The sequence below is a fragment of the Geobacillus sp. DSP4a genome (assembly GCF_013096875.1).
Taxonomy (GTDB): Bacteria; Bacillota; Bacilli; order Bacillales; family Anoxybacillaceae; genus Geobacillus; species Geobacillus thermophilus.
Window position 1 is genome coordinate 1 of record NZ_SDLD01000002.1, and the last position, 15,641, is coordinate 15,641.

General features: G+C 54.8%; 14 protein-coding genes. 10 read left to right on the forward strand and 4 right to left on the reverse strand.

The genetic code is table 11. From position 1 onward, the window contains the following. Positions 1–207 precede the first annotated feature (207 nt). On the reverse strand, positions 208–1,509 hold the full coding sequence (locus ETC02_RS01385) for an NCS2 family permease (protein ID WP_050367992.1): 1,302 nt from the start codon (positions 1,507–1,509) through the stop codon (positions 208–210). A 100-nt stretch (positions 1,510–1,609) separates the two neighbouring features. Then, positions 1,610–1,798 carry a 2-hydroxymuconate tautomerase gene (locus ETC02_RS01390; protein WP_025949649.1) on the reverse strand — a complete coding sequence of 63 codons (189 nt, stop codon included), beginning with the start codon at positions 1,796–1,798 and terminating at the stop codon, positions 1,610–1,612. A gap of 131 nt (positions 1,799–1,929) precedes the next feature. On the opposite strand from ETC02_RS01390, the gene ETC02_RS01395 reads away from it, so the two are divergent. Then, positions 1,930–2,598: a site-2 protease family protein gene (locus ETC02_RS01395; RefSeq protein WP_063211002.1), complete on the forward strand. Its 669-nt coding sequence runs from the start codon at positions 1,930–1,932 to the stop codon at positions 2,596–2,598. A 17-nt stretch (positions 2,599–2,615) separates the two neighbouring features. Continuing rightward, positions 2,616–3,131 (forward strand): YwhD family protein, encoded by a 516-nt coding sequence (locus tag ETC02_RS01400; RefSeq protein ID WP_011232874.1) that lies wholly within the window; start codon positions 2,616–2,618, stop codon positions 3,129–3,131. Positions 3,132–3,262: 131 nt separating this feature from the next. Here ETC02_RS01400 and ETC02_RS01405 read toward each other — a convergent pair whose 3' ends face one another. After that, positions 3,263–5,308 carry a transglycosylase domain-containing protein gene (locus ETC02_RS01405; protein ID WP_171697971.1) on the reverse strand — a complete coding sequence of 682 codons (2,046 nt, stop codon included), beginning with the start codon at positions 5,306–5,308 and terminating at the stop codon, positions 3,263–3,265. Positions 5,309–5,565: 257 nt separating this feature from the next. On the opposite strand from ETC02_RS01405, the gene speE reads away from it, so the two are divergent. The 6 genes from speE (at position 5,566) to ETC02_RS01435 (ending at position 10,403) form a co-directional block, all read left to right on the forward strand. After that, on the forward strand, positions 5,566–6,393 hold the full coding sequence (speE, locus tag ETC02_RS01410) for a polyamine aminopropyltransferase (protein WP_171697972.1): 828 nt from the start codon (positions 5,566–5,568) through the stop codon (positions 6,391–6,393). A gap of 12 nt (positions 6,394–6,405) precedes the next feature. Then, complete coding sequence (gene speB / locus ETC02_RS01415; RefSeq protein ID WP_049624641.1) at positions 6,406–7,281, forward strand: agmatinase; 876 nt, start codon at positions 6,406–6,408, stop codon at positions 7,279–7,281. Positions 7,282–7,413: 132 nt separating this feature from the next. Beyond that, complete coding sequence (locus tag ETC02_RS01420) at positions 7,414–7,791, forward strand: cytochrome-c oxidase (RefSeq protein ID WP_080729614.1); 378 nt, start codon at positions 7,414–7,416, stop codon at positions 7,789–7,791. Positions 7,792–8,044: 253 nt separating this feature from the next. After that, positions 8,045–8,476, forward strand: a complete 432-nt coding sequence (locus ETC02_RS01425; protein ID WP_033010742.1) for a YwiB family protein — start codon at positions 8,045–8,047, stop codon at positions 8,474–8,476. A gap of 4 nt (positions 8,477–8,480) precedes the next feature. Continuing rightward, positions 8,481–10,154, forward strand: coding sequence for an arginine--tRNA ligase (argS, locus tag ETC02_RS01430; protein ID WP_033010744.1), 1,674 nt, complete (start codon positions 8,481–8,483; stop codon positions 10,152–10,154). A gap of 81 nt (positions 10,155–10,235) precedes the next feature. After that, a complete protein-coding gene (locus ETC02_RS01435; RefSeq protein WP_033010756.1) occupies positions 10,236–10,403 on the forward strand; it encodes a XapX domain-containing protein in 168 nt (55 codons plus the stop codon). A 249-nt stretch (positions 10,404–10,652) separates the two neighbouring features. On the opposite strand, the gene cls is transcribed toward ETC02_RS01435, so the two are convergent. Then, the gene (gene cls, locus ETC02_RS01440; RefSeq protein ID WP_171697973.1) at positions 10,653–11,843 is read right to left on the reverse strand and encodes a cardiolipin synthase; all 1,191 of its coding nucleotides are present in this window, start codon (positions 11,841–11,843) and stop codon (positions 10,653–10,655) included. A 263-nt stretch (positions 11,844–12,106) separates the two neighbouring features. Here cls and ETC02_RS01445 point away from each other — a divergent pair, with 263 nt between their 5' ends. Both ETC02_RS01445 and ETC02_RS01450 read left to right on the forward strand, forming a co-directional pair. Continuing rightward, positions 12,107–14,203, forward strand: a complete 2,097-nt coding sequence (locus ETC02_RS01445) for a (Fe-S)-binding protein (protein ID WP_050367988.1) — start codon at positions 12,107–12,109, stop codon at positions 14,201–14,203. A gap of 158 nt (positions 14,204–14,361) precedes the next feature. After that, entirely contained in the window at positions 14,362–15,540 is a 1,179-nt protein-coding gene (locus ETC02_RS01450; RefSeq protein ID WP_033010747.1) for an acetyl-CoA C-acetyltransferase, read from the forward strand. Positions 15,541–15,641 lie beyond the last annotated feature (101 nt).

Consider the following 15,641-nt stretch of genomic DNA (forward strand, 5'->3'; position numbering starts at 1 on the left):
GCAAGCTGGAAAAAGTTAAAAAGAGTTGAGCATGCTAGTACATTGTTAATTGAAAGGAGGAAGGGCGATTCCTCCCCGACTTTCGCTCTCGCTTAGAAGTCGGGGTCTCCTCGCCAAAGAAGATGAAAAACACTGTTTCAACACACCATCAGCTGGCCATAGACGAAAAGGTGTCCCATTGTTTCCGGGACACCTTCTTCTTTTGGATTAATGCGGCAAAAACGCCAGCTGCAAAAAGAACAGCACGGCAAGCACGTACAGCAGCAACGGCACATCGCGCCAGCGGCCGCGGGCGATTTTTAAGAGCGGGTACGAGATGAAGCCGAGCGCGATGCCGGTCGCGATGCTGGACGTGAGCGGCATGCTTAAGATGATGAGAAAGGCTGGGAACGCTTCGTCCAGTTCGCGCCAATTGATATGGGCGATGTTGCTGATCATCAAGCTGCCGACGACAATGAGCGCCGGGGCGGTGATGGCAGAAAGCCCGGCGACGGCGCCGACAAGCGGGCTGAAAAAGGCGGCTGCGATGAACAAGACGGCGACCGTGAGCGCGGTCAAGCCGGTGCGGCCGCCGGCGGCGACGCCGGTTGACGACTCGATGTACGCCGATGTCGGGCTCGTGCCGAACATGGCGCCGATCGTGGTCGCGACGGAGTCGGCCAAGAGCGCCTCGCGGGCGCGCGGCAGTGTGTTTCCTTTCATCAGTCCCGCTTGCTGGGCGACGCCGATCATCGTGCCGGTCGTGTCAAAGAGCGTGACAAGCAAAAAGGAAAAGACGACAGCGTACAAGCTGTGGCTGATGACATCGCCAACGGCCGTCAATGGATTGGCGGCGACAAGCCCTTCCGGCAGCGACGGCAGCGAGACGATACCTTTGTCAAAGTGAAGCTGCCCGGTCGCGTAGGCGATGACGCCGGTCGCGACCATGCCGTAAAAGAGCGCGCCGTTGACGCCGCGCATCATGAAAACGAGCGTCACCGCCAGGCCGATGAGCGTCAACACGGCCGACGGGGCATGCAAGTTGCCAAGCGCGACCAAATTTTGCGGATGAGCTTGGATAATTCCGGTCAGCCGCAGGCCGATAAAGGCGATAAACAGCCCGATGCCGGCGGTGATGCCATGTTTTAAGCTGTCGGGGATCACTTCGATCAGCTTGCTGCGGAGCGGGGTGAGCGACAGCAACAAAAACAACACCCCGGCCACAAACACAGCGGAAAACGCGGTTTCGTACGAAATGCCGCCGTGCGAGCCGACGACGGAATAGGCAAAATACGCGTTCAGCCCCATGCCGGGGGCAATGGCGATCGGATAGTCGGCGAATATTGCCATCCACAGCGTGCCGACGACGGTGGCGATGACGGTGGCGGTGAACGCCTGTTCAAACGGGACGCCGGCGTCTGATAAGATGACCGGATTGACGACGATGATGTACACCATGGTGAAAAAAGTCGTCAGGCCAGCGAGAACCTCTGTTTTGCGATTACTGGCATGGTGCGGAAGACGAATCATAGGCAACCTCCTAAAGACGAACAATATGAAAGACAACTATAATAATATTCGTTTTTATTTCAAAAAGCAATGGGGACGCTCAATGGCGTCCCCCTGTTTGTTACTCCGCGTCGCTCAGCCGTTTTCCAGCGATGGCGTAATGGTCTTTCGTCATTTCCTCGATGAACACAACCACGCTCTCTTTTTTCGCCCCGGTTGTCTCTACAACGGCGTCGGTCACTTTTTCCACCAGCGCTTTCTTTTGCTCATCCGTGCGGCCGGCGAGCATTTTGATCGTGACATACGGCATCATCATTCCCCCATTTCCTTGTCGAGTGCTGTCGCGCTTATTATACCATGGAACGGTGAAGTTCAGTCCACTTTTGGCGGTAAATCATGTATACTAAGGATAGTGAATACAGGGGAAAAGGAGTTAATCAAGTGGAACACATGTTGCCGTATTCGTTAAGCGAAATTCCGTACGTGCTGTTGACGCTGGCGCTGGCGTTTTCTGTGCATGAGTTCGCCCATGCCTACGTTGCTTACAAGTTCGGCGATCCGACGGCGAAAAACGAGGGACGGCTGACATTGTCACCGTTTGCCCATTTGGATTTGCTTGGAACTTTGCTGATCTTTCTCGCCGGGTTTGGCTGGGCGCGCCCGGTGCCGGTCAATCGCTTTTATTTCAAAAATCCGCGCCTTGCCGGCATTCTCGTCTCGGTGGCAGGGCCGCTAAGCAACCTCGCGCTTGCCGCGCTTGGATTTGTCATTTGGTACGCCATGATCGATTTCGGCATCATGCGGGCGCTGCCGGATTGGTTTGCGGCCGGGTTTGATCTGTTTTTCCAAATTTTTATCAGCTTGAACGCCGTCTTGTTTGTGTTTAATTTATTGCCGTTTCCGCCGCTTGATGGGTATCGTATTATTGAAGACTTGGCCCCGGATGGGCTGCGGGCGAAAATGACGCAGTGGGAAACGTACGGGGCGCTCATTTTCCTTGTTCTCGTGCTGACGCCGCTCGATCGCTATACGATTGAGCCGGTGTTTCAAGTGGCGCTGCCGTTTGTGCTTGAGAACTTGCAGTCACTTGTGGCCAGCTTGTTTATGTAGGAAGGAGGAACAAGCGGATGGAGCAAAAAAAGAAAAAAAACATCGGCTTTAATATCATCAAAGACGACCCGACCGACGGGCACCGCGGCTTTGGCGCCGGGGCGTTGAGCCTAGAAAACGTGTCGCCGGTCATCATTGACGTCGAAGCGGGTGAAGCGTTCGTTGATATGGGGGCGATGCATGCCCGCAGCTCTGTTGAGCGCGGCATCAAGTTTTTGCCGGATCGCTCCGCCGTGCCAAACGGCAAGCCGTATTGGATCGTCTGGGTGACGATCGAGCGCCGCGAGGACGGTCCGTATTACGCCGGGGTGACGGCGTGCGAAATGACGGTCGACCGTGAGGCGCGCCGTGGTTATAAGTTATTGCCGGAACATGTGAACCGGCTCGATAAATCGCTGAAACGGCATATCATCGTCGATCATATGGACGCTAAGTCGAAGCGGGTGCTCGCCGACTTTTTGAAAGGCCACGACATCGGGATGTGGAACCGCTCGAGCGATGAACTGAAAAAAGGACTCGAAGGCGAATTGTGACGGTTTTGTGAACATGTTTGCCTAAGGGCTTGTTCTTATCTGGAAAAAAGGATAAACTAAATCTACATGTATAACACAGGAAAACTAGGACAAGAAAATCCCCTGCGGGCAAACGCAGGGGATTTTCTTGTTTAAAACCATGGAAACCATTTCTCGAACCAGCTTTTTCCGTCTTCTTTTTTCTTCTTCTCCTCTTTTACATGATCGGTGCAATAGTCAACCGGTTCTGTGCCAGCGATATAATACGTTTTCCGCTTCACTGGGCACGAATCGGTCGCCAGCTTGCCGTTTTGCGGGTCGATGTAGACACCGATGACGCCTTTGGTCGGCTTGAACGATTTTTTTGGCTCGCCGGCGAGGCTTTTCTCCATAAAGCGGATCCATATTTGTTTCGCGTATTGCTTTTCGTCAAAGCGGCTCATCGTTTCGCCGCGGTCGTAGCCGGTCCAGACGCCGGCGACCAACTGCGGGGCGAAGCCGATCATCCAGCTGTCCGTTTTCGTCGTCCCGGACTTGCCGGCGTACGGGCGCGTCATTTCATCGGCGATCGATTGCCCGGTGACGGTCGTATAGCCGTTAAGCTTTGGGTCGAACATTCCGGTCATTAAATGGGTCGTCACAAACGCTGCGTCGCGGTCGAGCACTTGCCGGCTCTCCGGCTTATGTTCATACAGCACGTTTCCGTTCGCGTCGACGACTTTTTGAATAAACACCGGTTCGGTTTGTTTGCCGTAGTTGGCCAGCGTGCTGTACGCGGCCACCATGTCGATCACTTTCACGGGCGAGGTGCCAAGCGCCAATGACGGCACTGCTTTCAATCTGCTTGTAATGCCAAGCGCTTTCGCTGTTTCGACGAGTTTGTCGACGCCGATGAACTGGAGCGTTTTCACCGCAAAGACGTTGTCGGATACAGCGAGCGCCTGAGCGAGCGTGATCGGGCCATTGGCGTAGTAGTCATTGTAATTATGGGGGGTGTACGACGATCGGCCGCCGTTAAACGTAAATGTCGTCAGCTCGCTGCGCAGTTGGGTCGATGGGGTGAATCCTTGCTTGATCGCCGCGTAATACAAAAACGGCTTAAATGTCGACCCTGGCTGGCGTTCCGCTTGCACAGCGCGGTTGAACGGGCTTTCTTCGTAGTTGCGTCCGCCGATGAGCGCCTTTACTTCCCCTGTGCGCGGATCCATGGCCACCAATGCCGCCTGGATGGCAGAATGGGGACTGATGACTTGCTTAACTTGTTCTTCGGCGATTCGCTGCAGGCGTCGGTCGAGCGTTGTGTAGACGCGCAGCCCCCCGAGCTCAATCGTCCGCTCATCAAGGCCAAGCTTCGTGCGCAGCTGCTGTTTCACAACATCTTGGAAATACGGGGCCACAGGCTGCTCTCGTTCGCGGTGGTGGATGTAAACGAGCTTGTCACGGTACGCCCGCTCCGCTTCTTCGCGGCTGATGTAGCCGGCTTCCACCATGGAGGTGAGCACGATTTTTTGCCGCGCTTTTGCCCGCGCCTCGTTGACAAGCGGCGAGTAGTAATACGGCCCTTTCGGAATGCCGGCGAGCATCGCTGCCTCGCTCAGCGTCAGCTCGCTCGCGTGCTTGCCGAAATAATAGCGCGCTGCTGCCTCGATGCCGTAGGCGCCATGGCCGTAGTAAATCGTATTTAAATAGCCTTCTAAAATTTTTTCTTTGCTGTAATTGGCTTCAAGGCGGATCGTGTACAGCGCTTCCTGGATTTTTCGCGACCACGTTTTCTCATGTGTTAAAAACAAGTTGCGTGCATATTGCTGGGTGATCGTGCTCGCTCCTTGCACTTTGTCCATGGCCTCGAGATTGGCGAGCACCGCGCCGGCGATCCGTTTCAAGTCAAATCCGTGGTGTTCGTAAAACTTTCGGTCCTCAACGGCAATCGTCGCCTCGATGACGTGCGGGGAAATGTTACCGAGATGAACCCAGTACCGCTTTTGTCCATGGTCGCTTTCCCCGATTTTGCAGCCGTCGTCCGCATAAAAAATCGTCGTCTGCGGCACGGCGACCGGCGGGGCGCCTTCGATTTTGGCAAACAAAATAAAGCTCCCGAGAGCGGCGGAAGCAAAGATCGCAAGAAAAAAGCCGATAAAGACGGCGGCGCGCACATATTTCCACGTGCCGCGAAAACGGCTGCCCGGGATCGGTTCCATTGCGCATCACCTCAACGGTTTTGGCGTTGTTTTAGACATGCGGGCGGACGCCCGGCTGGATGCGCCGCCTTGCTTTTGTCAAGGCTTCGCCAGCGAGGTTTTCCGCTTTTTCTTACCAGTATGAAAAAAAATTTTTTATTTTAAACTTGTTCCTCTTGCATTTTTGCTAGATTGCTCTATACTTTTTCATGTTTAGTGTTTCGTTGGCTAAGGAAAACTTGTATAGTAAGCAACGCTCGGAGAAAGGATGTTACCGAATGGAACTTTGGTTTACCGAAAAGCAAACGGAGCATTTTGGCATCACCGCACGCATCGTCCGCACTTTACATACAGAACAAACGCCGTTTCAAAAGCTTGATATGGTCGAAACGGCGGAGTTTGGCAACATGCTCATTTTAGACGGCATGGTGATGACGACGCAAAAAGACGAGTTCGTCTATCATGAAATGGTCGCCCACGTCCCATTGTTCACCCATCCGAAGCCAGAGAACGTCCTTGTCGTCGGCGGCGGCGACGGAGGCGTCATTCGTGAAGTGCTGAAACACCCGAGCGTCAAAAAAGCGACGCTTGTCGAAATTGACGGCAAAGTGATCGAGTATTCGAAAAAATACTTGCCGGAAATTGCCGGAAAACTCGACGATCCGCGCGTCGAAGTGAAAGTCGATGACGGGTTTATGCACATCGCGCAAAGCGAAAACGAATACGACGTCATCATGGTCGACTCGACGGAACCAGTCGGCCCGGCGGTCAACTTGTTCACAAAAGGGTTTTATGCCGGCATCGCCAACGCGCTGAAAGAGGACGGCATTTTCGTCGCTCAAACGGACAACCCGTGGTTTAAAGCGGACTTGATCCGCAACGTCTACCGCGATGTGAAAGAAATTTTCCCGATCACCCGTTTGTATACAGCGAACATTCCGACGTATCCGAGCGGGCTCTGGACGTTTACGCTCGGCTCGAAACAATACGACCCGCTTGCGGTGAGCGACGACCGGTTCCATGACATTGAGACGAAATACTACACGAAAGAATTGCATAAGGCGTGCTTCGTTTTGCCAAAATTTGTCGCGGACCTAGTGAAATAAGGGGGCAGATCGATGCGTTTTGATGAAGCTTATTCGGGCAACGTCTTTATTGGCAGCCACCCGAACTTCGAAGAGAGCGAAGCGGTCATCTACGGGATGCCGATGGACTGGACGGTCAGCTACCGGCCTGGCTCGCGGTTTGGCCCGGCCCGCATCCGCGAAGTGTCAATCGGGCTTGAGGAGTACAGCCCATATTTGGACCGCGAACTCAAAGACATCCGCTACTTTGACGCTGGAGACATTCCGCTGCCGTTTGGCAATGCGGCCCGCAGTTTAGAGCTGATTGAGCAGTTCGTGAAAAAGGTGCTTGACGCCGGCAAGTTTCCGCTCGGCCTCGGCGGCGAACATCTCGTCTCTTGGCCGGTCATCAAAGCGGTGTACGACTATTACCCGGATTTGGCCGTCATTCACATGGACGCCCATACCGACTTGCGCGAACATTACGAAGGCGAGCCGCTGTCGCACGCGACGCCAATCCGCAAAGTCGCTGACTTGATCGGCCCGACGAATGTCTTTTCGTTCGGCATCCGTTCCGGGATGAAAGAGGAGTTTGAGTGGGCGAAAGAAAACGGTATGTACATCGCCAAGTTTGAGGTGCTTGAACCGCTCCGCTCCGTGTTGCCAAAGCTCGCCGGCCGCCCGGTGTATGTGACGATCGACATCGATGTGCTTGACCCGGCCCATGCCCCCGGAACGGGCACGGTCGATGCCGGCGGCATTACATCGAAAGAGCTGCTAGCCGCGATCCATGAGATCGCCCGCTCCGACGTCCGCGTTGTCGGCGCCGATTTGGTGGAAGTCGCGCCGATTTACGACCACTCCGAACAAACGGCCAATACGGCGAGCAAGCTTGTGCGGGAAATGCTGCTTGGTTGGGTAGGGAAGTGAAAAATGAGAAAAAGCGTCTAAATCGCAAGTTTGCGAGGGCACTTTTTTCCTTGGTGGGACAAAAGATGCAGGAATATGAGCGTACGGAGGATCATAACATGTAATGTGCTTACAGAAAAAGGGAAGGAGGGAATGAAGATGGGCGTGAAGCTGATCAAAATTTCCGTTGTGTACTTTGTCATTGGCGTCTGTATTGGGCTTGGCATGTCGATGACCCATTCGTTTGCGCTGACCCCAGTCCATGTCCATATCAACTTGCTTGGCTGGACGGCCTTGACGCTTGCTGGCATCATCTATCATTTATTTCCACAAGCGGCGGCGACGAAATGGGCGAAAGTGCATTTCTGGCTGCACAATATCGGCCTGCCGGTCATGATGATCGGTCTCATTTTCGTCGTTTACGGTAACGAAGCGTTCGTGCCGGTGACAGCGATTGGCGGGGTGCTCGTCGTGATAGGTGTCATTCTTTTTGCTATTAACGTGTTAAAAAATGTTCGGGCGTCATCATAAAATACCGATGGAACAGAGGGTGTCCCAAAAGGATCGGGACACCTTTTCTTATTACCGTATGTAGGCATAAAACAATCATTAAGATAACGATATGTTGTGTGTTGTTTAAGGAAAAACAACCTTTTGGGCCAGCCCCTTTTTTTGCCCACTGGAGCGGAAATCTGCCATCGGGTTTGTCCCCTCTTGAATGGAGCGGAACAGTTCATTATACTATAAACTATGACTGTTTGTTCGCAAAGGTGTGTTCATCGATATGAAGGAAACAAACGGCATCCCGGCGCGTCTCCGCCAAGTGGCTGTCATTCGCGACGGTCCGCGCCAAGAGACGGTTGTGCTTGAGGCGGACGGGGTGTATTACATAAAAGGGGAAACAGGCTATTTGCAGTTTGAGGAGGAAAACGAACTCGGGCGGGTGAACAACATTGTGAAAATCGCGCCTGACGAGGTGACCATCCTTCGCTCCGGAGCGGTCGAGATGCGGCAAACGTTCCGCCGCCGGCAAGAAACGCCGGGCCATTACGGAACGGTGTTTGGGCGGTGGGCGATGGCGGCGAAAACGGATGCGATCGAGTTTCACTATGACGATAAGCGGAAGCGGGGGCGGCTCTTTCTCTCCTACGAGCTTTTCTTGCAAAACGAGCGGAGCGGACGCCATACGTTGACGTTGACATTTAAGGGGGTATAAGCCGATGAACATTGTCGGACAAATGAAAGAACAGCTGAAAGAAGAAATTCGCCAGGCGGCGGTGAAAGCCGGGCTCGTTTCGGCTGATGAGCTGCCGGACGTCTTGCTGGAGGTGCCGCGCGACAAGGCGCATGGCGATTACTCGACGAACATCGCCATGCAGCTTGCCCGCATTGCGAAAAAGCCGCCGCGGGCGATCGCCGAAGCCATCGTCGGGCAGCTTGATCGCGAGCGCGTATCGGTGGCGCGCATTGAGGTGGCGGGGCCGGGATTTATTAACTTTTACATGGACAACCGCTATTTGACGGCGGTCGTGCCGGCGATTTTGCAGGCGGGACAAGCGTATGGCGAATCGAACGTCGGCAACGGGGAAAAAGTGCAAGTCGAGTTCGTCTCCGCCAACCCGACCGGCGACTTGCATTTGGGCCATGCCCGCGGCGCGGCGGTCGGCGATTCGCTTTGCAACATTTTGGCGAAAGCCGGGTTTGACGTGACGCGCGAATACTATATTAACGACGCCGGCAAGCAAATTTACAACTTGGCGAAATCGGTCGAAGCCCGCTATTTCCAGGCGCTCGGTGTCGATATGCCGTTGCCGGAGGACGGCTATTACGGCGACGACATTGTCGAAATCGGCAAAACACTTGCTGAGGAATATGGCGATCGGTTCGTCCACGCCGATGAAGAGGAACGGCTTGCTTTCTTCCGCGAATACGGCCTTCGTTATGAGCTCGACAAAATTAAACAAGATTTGGCCGCATTCCGTGTTCCGTTCGACGTCTGGTACTCGGAAACATCGCTTTATGAAAGCGGCAAAATCGACGAAGCGCTTTCCACTTTGCGCGAGCGCGGCTACATTTACGAGCAGGACGGGGCGACATGGTTCCGTTCGACGGCGTTTGGGGACGACAAAGACCGCGTCTTAATTAAGCAGGACGGCACGTATACGTACTTGCTTCCGGACATCGCCTACCACCAAGACAAGCTGCGGCGCGGATTTACCAAGCTGATTAACGTTTGGGGAGCGGATCACCACGGCTACATTCCGCGCATGAAAGCGGCGATCGCCGCGCTCGGCTACGATCCGGAGGCGCTCGAAGTCGAAATCATCCAAATGGTGAACTTATACCAAAACGGCGAGCGCGTCAAAATGAGCAAGCGCACCGGCAAGGCGGTGACGATGCGCGAGCTGATGGAAGAAGTCGGCGTCGATGCCGTCCGCTATTTCTTTGCGATGCGCTCGGGCGATACGCATTTGGATTTTGACATGGACTTGGCCGTGTCGCAGTCGAATGAAAATCCGGTTTACTACGTCCAATACGCGCATGCCCGCGTCTCAAGCATTCTCCGCCAAGCGGAAGAGCAAAACGTGTCGTACGAAGGCGACCTCGCTTTGCATCATTTAGTGGAGACGGAAAAAGAAATCGAGCTGCTCAAAGTGCTCGGCGACTTCCCGGACGTCGTCGCCGAGGCAGCGCTCAAGCGGATGCCGCACCGCGTCACCGCCTATGCGTTTGAGCTGGCTTCGGCGCTCCATAGCTTCTACAACGCGGAAAAAGTGCTTGATTTGGACAACATCGAAAAAACGAAAGCCCGCCTCGCGTTGGTGAAGGCGGTGCAAATTACGCTGAAAAACGCGTTGGCGTTGATCGGCGTTTCCGCCCCGGAACAAATGTAACAGATGCAACAAAGGAGGGGAGCGACTGCTTCCCTTTTTGTCTGGGCATCATAAGGAAAAACAACGATGGAGGATTTGCTTGTGAAAGAAGTGGTGCTGTCGCTTGTCACCGGCATCGTTGTCGGTTTTTTGTTCACGCTGTTCCGCCTGCCGATTCCGGCCCCTCCGGCGTTGGCTGGCATTGCCGGCATTGTTGGAGTGTATCTCGGGATGCGGCTGTTTCAATGGTTGACATTGTTTTGGAAATGAATAGAAGATACAGGATGGCCAACTGATTCAATCCCGGCCGGCGCCCGCAGCGATCTCACATCGCCAACATGGAGCCGGCCAGGTTTTTTGTTTGGCGGTTTCGGCCGGGATTCCTTTGCCCTTTTGTCCGGGCGTTCGTCCAAGCGCCGGGTTTTGCACGAAAAAAGGCTGATTTTGCCAAGTTCCTCCTCGGGGAAAGCCGCTGTTAGGCGGGTTGGTGATGAACATCGCCGGCTTTTTTCGTGTTGCCTACAACCAGGCGGAAATCAGCTGGGAAATCGATTCTTTGCCGCGGTCAAGGAGCGAACGCTTCCGCCAAAAATCGAGCGTCAGCGGCTCGGCGCGCGTCAGGTCGCGTTGGATCGCCCGCTTGACCACCTGCGTGAACGCGCGGTCGAATACATAGCAGTTGATTTCGCCGTTGAGAAACAGACTGCGCCGGTCAAAGTTGGCGGTGCCGACATCGCACCATTCCTCATCGACGACAATCGTTTTGGCGTGGTAAAATCCTTGGTAAAAGCGGTAAATGCGCGCTCCGGCCTTCAGCATTTGATAAAAATACGGGTAAGCGGCCTCGCGGACAAATAAATGGTCCGCCCGCAGCGGCACAATGACCGTGACGCGCACCCCGCGCCGGATCGCGCGCATAAGCTCGTCAAACAACAGCCGGCTCGGGATAAAGTAGGGGCTGCCGATCATAATTTCTCGTTTTGCCTGCCGGATCGCATCGATATACTGCTCTTCAAGCGCGGCGCCGTCAGTCGCGACAAGCTGGTGGCGGATGGCGCCGGCGTGAAGGGGTGGGAAGTAGCGGCGTTTGTCAGCGACGGTTTTGCCCGTCGCCTCCTCCCAATCGTGCAAAAATTGTTCTTGCAAGTCGTGCACCCCTTCTCCGCTGATTTTTAAGTGATAGTCGCGCCATTCTCCGATGTTAGCGTCCTTTCCACTGTATTCGCGGCCGATGTTAAAACCGCCCATATACCCGACCTTTCCATCGATGACCGTAATTTTTCGGTGGTTGCGGCGGTTGAGGCGGTAAATGAAAAACGGAAAGCGCGGCGGGCGGGCGTAGGCGAATTCGACGCCGCTTGCCTTCAGCGAACGGATGAGCGTTTTCGGCAACCCGAGGCTGCCGACCCAGTCTGTCAACAAGCGCACTTCCACCCCTTCCGCCGCTTTTTCCTTTAAAAGTTGGAAAAATGGCGCCGTCGTTTCGTCATGCTTGATGATATAAAACAAAATATGGATATGATCGCGGGCGCGGCGCAGCTCGGCAAAATAATCGGCAAATAAATGCCGTCCATTCACATACAAGGCCATATCGCTCCGCCGCTTTGGGTACACGACTTTTTTGCGCCCGTTGCGGAGGATCAGCCGGCCAAGCTTGTCATCAAGATAAACGAGTGCGAATATGATCACAATAACGGCAATGATGAGCATATTTTTCCCTCCTGTGCGTCGCTTCAGTACTTATTAATGTGTCCTACAACGCGCAAAAATAGCAGAGCGGACATCCGCTTCCGCCCTGTCCGCGTTCTTCGCTGCTTGACGTTCCACTGCACGGGCCCGGCAACGGCAAAATTCTCATAAAAAGGCTATTGACTGAACGCTCATTCATTTGTAAAATAGACGTAAGTATAATTCTGAAAATTTCTTTTGTTATGGCAATACATTCGCTGAAAAGCGGGGGAAGGGGAGAGAAGATGAACGCCTTATTGTTGGTGAACTGGCTCGCGTTTTTGCTTGTAACCGCTTACGCCGTCTATTTGTTTGCGTATGTTGTCAAAACGCGGGCGATGTACATTAAGCTCGGCAAAAAGGTCGAGTTTGATGAAAAAGTGAATGAGCGGCTGCGTAACATTTGGGTCAACGTGTTTGGCCAGAAAAAGCTGCTCAAGGACAAAAAAAGCGGGATCATTCACGTCGTCTTTTTCTATGGGTTTATTCTCGTTCAGTTTGGCGCCATCGATTTTATCATCAAAGGGCTTGCGCCGGGGGCGCATTTGCCGCTTGGGCCGCTGTATCCAGGGTTTACGTTTTTCCAGGAAATCGTCACCCTGCTCATTTTGATCGCGGTGTTTGCCGCTTTTTACCGTCGCTATATTGAAAAGCTCGTCCGCTTAAAGCGCGATTTTAAAGCCGGACTCGTCTTGATTTTCATCGGCGGGTTGATGTTGTCGGTTCTGTTCGGCAACGGCATGAGCATGATTTGGCATGGCGAGGAAGCGACATGGAGCGAACCGGTCGCCTCGCTCATCGCTGCCGCGTTTTCCTGGGTCGGCGAAACGGGGGCTGCGGTGCTCTTCTTTATCGCCTGGTGGGTGCATTTGTTGATTTTGCTGACGTTCCTTGTATACGTTCCGCAGTCGAAGCACGCCCACTTGATTGCGGCGCCCATCAACGTCTTTTTCAGCCGGCTGACGCGGCCGAAGCTTTCGCCGATCAACTTTGAAGACGAAAGCCAAGAGTCGTTTGGCGTCGGCAAAATTGAAGATTTTACGCAAAAGCAATTGATCGACTTGTACGCCTGTGTCGAGTGCGGCCGCTGTACGAGCATGTGCCCGGCGACCGGCACGGGGAAAATGTTGTCGCCGATGGATTTGATTTTGAAGCTGCGCGACCATTTGACCGAAAAAGGGGCGGTCGTCACGTCGCGGGCCCCGTGGGTGCCTGTGTTCGCCTTTAAAAACACGAAAGGCAACCAGCTGGCATTCGCTGCGGCATCCGAGCAGGCGGCGGCGATTGAAATGCCGAGCCTCATCGGCGACGTCATCACCGAAGAAGAGATTTGGGCCTGTACGACGTGCCGCAACTGTGAAGACCAATGCCCGGTCATGAACGAGCACGTCGATAAAATCATCGATTTGCGCCGCTATCTCGTGTTGACGGAAGGGCGGATGAATCCGGATGCGCAACGGGCGATGACGAACATCGAACGTCAAGGCAACCCGTGGGGCTTGAACCGGAAAGAGCGGGAAAACTGGCGTGAGCTGCGCGATGATGTGCATGTGCCGACCGTCAAAGAGGCGGCGAAAGCAGGAGAGGAAATCGAGTATTTGTTCTGGGTCGGCTCGATGGGGTCGTATGACAGCCGAAGCCAAAAAATCGCCCTCGCCTTCGCCAAACTGCTGAATGAAGCAGGCGTCAAATTTGCGATTTTAGGCAACAAGGAGAAAAACTCGGGCGACACGCCGCGCCGGTTAGGGAATGAATTTTTATTCCAAGAGCTGGCGACGAACAATATCGCCGAGTTTGAAAAAGCGGGCGTCAAGAAAATTGTCACAATCGACCCGCACGCTTACAACACGTTCAAAAACGAATATCCGGACTTCGGACTGGACGCCGAAGTGTACCATCATACCGAATTGCTCGCCAAGCTCATTGAAGAAGGGCGCTTGGTGCCAAAATATCCGGTAAATGAACGCATTACGTTCCATGACTCGTGCTACTTAGGGCGCTACAATGACGTCTATGACGCACCGCGGAAAATTTTGCGCGCCATCCCGGGCGTCGAGCTTGTTGAAATGGAGCGCAACCGCGAGCGAGGAATGTGCTGTGGAGCCGGCGGCGGCCTCATGTGGATGGAAGAGACGACCGGCAACCGGATCAACGTCGCTCGCACCGAGCAGGCGCTTGCTGTCAATCCGACGGTCATCAGCTCTGGCTGCCCGTACTGCTTGACAATGCTGTCGGACGGCACGAAAGCGAAGGAAGTGGAAGATCGCGTCGCGACGTACGATGTCGCCGAACTGTTGGCGAAATCGGTGTTTGGCGAGGAAAAAGAAGAAGCCGCATCATAAAAATAGTTGCATAGACAATTTATATTTTTTAAAATAATAAGTATAATGAAAGGGGAGGTGTACAGCGGTACGCCTTCTCTTTCGCACTGCTATCGAGCGAGCGTTCAGTCTGTGTTTTTGTAATCGCTTTCTTATTCGAAAAAGGGGGAGAAGGAACCATGGGGAAAACAGTGATTGTGAGCGGGGTGCGCACCCCGTTTGGAAAATTGGGCGGCGCCTTGCAAGCGCTGTCAGCGCCTGAGCTCGGCGGCGTCGCCGTCAAAGAGGCGCTTGTCCGCGCCAACGTGAGCGCCGAACAAGTTGATCATGTCATTTTGGGCACCGTCTTGCAAGGCGGACAAGGGCAGCTTCCGTCGCGGCAGGCGATGCGCCATGCCGGCATTCCGTGGCACGTCCGCACCGAGACGGTGAACAAAGTATGCGCGTCCGGCATGCGCGCCGTGACGCTTGCCGATCAGCTCATCCGTTTAGGCGAGGCTGATATCATCGTCGCCGGCGGGATGGAATCGATGAGCAACGCCCCGTATGTGCTTCCGAAAGCGCGCTGGGGGCTGCGGATGGGCGACAGCACGGTGAAAGATTTAATGGTGTATGACGGCCTCACGTGCAGCTTCACCGGCGTTCATATGGGCGTCTACGGCGGGAATACGGCGAAAGAGCTCGGCATTACGAGGGAGGCGCAAGACGAGTGGGCGTACCGCAGCCATATGCGCGCCATTGCCGCCATCGAAGCCGGGCGGCTGGCGGAAGAAATCGTGCCGGTTTCGATTCCGCAGCGCAAAGGTGAGCCGCTTGTCGTTGAACGCGACGAGGCGCCGCGCAAAGATACGTCGCTTGAAGCGTTGGCGAAACTGAAACCGGTGTTTGACCCCGAAGGCACGATCACGGCCGGGAACGCCCCAGGCGTCAACGACGGCGCTGCCGCGCTTGTGTTGATGAGCCAGGAGCGCGCCGCCCGCGAGGGGCTCGAGCCGCTGGCGACGGTCGTCGCCCACACGGCCATCGCCGTCGAGGCGAAAGATTTCCCGAAAACGCCGGGGCTTGTCATCAACGAACTGCTCCGCAAAACAGGAAAGACCGTTGACGACATTGACTTGTTCGAAGTGAACGAAGCGTTTGCCGCGGTTGCGCTTGCCGCCATTCAAATCGCCGGGCTTGATCCGGAAAAAGTAAACGTCAACGGCGGCGCTGTCGCCCTCGGTCATCCGATCGGCGCGAGCGGCGCGCGCATCATCTTGACGCTCGCCCATGAGTTGAAGCGCCGCGGCGGAGGGCTGGGCATTGCCGCGATTTGCAGCGGCGGCGGTCAAGGCGACGCCATCTTAATCGAAGTATAAAGCATGGCCTGCCGCGTCATCGCGGCCGCGCGCCAGCGGGGCGAGGCGTGACGCGTCATGCCGCCTGACGGCGTTGTCGCCATAGAGGAGGCGGTTTGCTT

Coding starts and splice junctions, on each gene's coding strand:
- ETC02_RS01450 (WP_033010747.1), top strand. CDS start 14,362: ATGGGGAAAACAGTGATTGTGAGCGGGGTGCGCACCCCGTTTGGAAAA.
- speE (WP_171697972.1), top strand. CDS start 5,566: ATGGAACTTTGGTTTACCGAAAAGCAAACGGAGCATTTTGGCATCACC.
- argS (WP_033010744.1), top strand. CDS start 8,481: ATGAACATTGTCGGACAAATGAAAGAACAGCTGAAAGAAGAAATTCGC.
- ETC02_RS01425 (WP_033010742.1), top strand. CDS start 8,045: ATGAAGGAAACAAACGGCATCCCGGCGCGTCTCCGCCAAGTGGCTGTC.
- cls (WP_171697973.1), bottom strand. CDS start 11,843: ATGCTCATCATTGCCGTTATTGTGATCATATTCGCACTCGTTTATCTT.
- ETC02_RS01445 (WP_050367988.1), top strand. CDS start 12,107: ATGAACGCCTTATTGTTGGTGAACTGGCTCGCGTTTTTGCTTGTAACC.
- ETC02_RS01385 (WP_050367992.1), bottom strand. CDS start 1,509: ATGATTCGTCTTCCGCACCATGCCAGTAATCGCAAAACAGAGGTTCTC.
- speB (WP_049624641.1), top strand. CDS start 6,406: ATGCGTTTTGATGAAGCTTATTCGGGCAACGTCTTTATTGGCAGCCAC.
- ETC02_RS01390 (WP_025949649.1), bottom strand. CDS start 1,798: ATGCCGTATGTCACGATCAAAATGCTCGCCGGCCGCACGGATGAGCAA.
- ETC02_RS01405 (WP_171697971.1), bottom strand. CDS start 5,308: ATGGAACCGATCCCGGGCAGCCGTTTTCGCGGCACGTGGAAATATGTG.
- ETC02_RS01400 (WP_011232874.1), top strand. CDS start 2,616: ATGGAGCAAAAAAAGAAAAAAAACATCGGCTTTAATATCATCAAAGAC.
- ETC02_RS01420 (WP_080729614.1), top strand. CDS start 7,414: ATGAAGATGGGCGTGAAGCTGATCAAAATTTCCGTTGTGTACTTTGTC.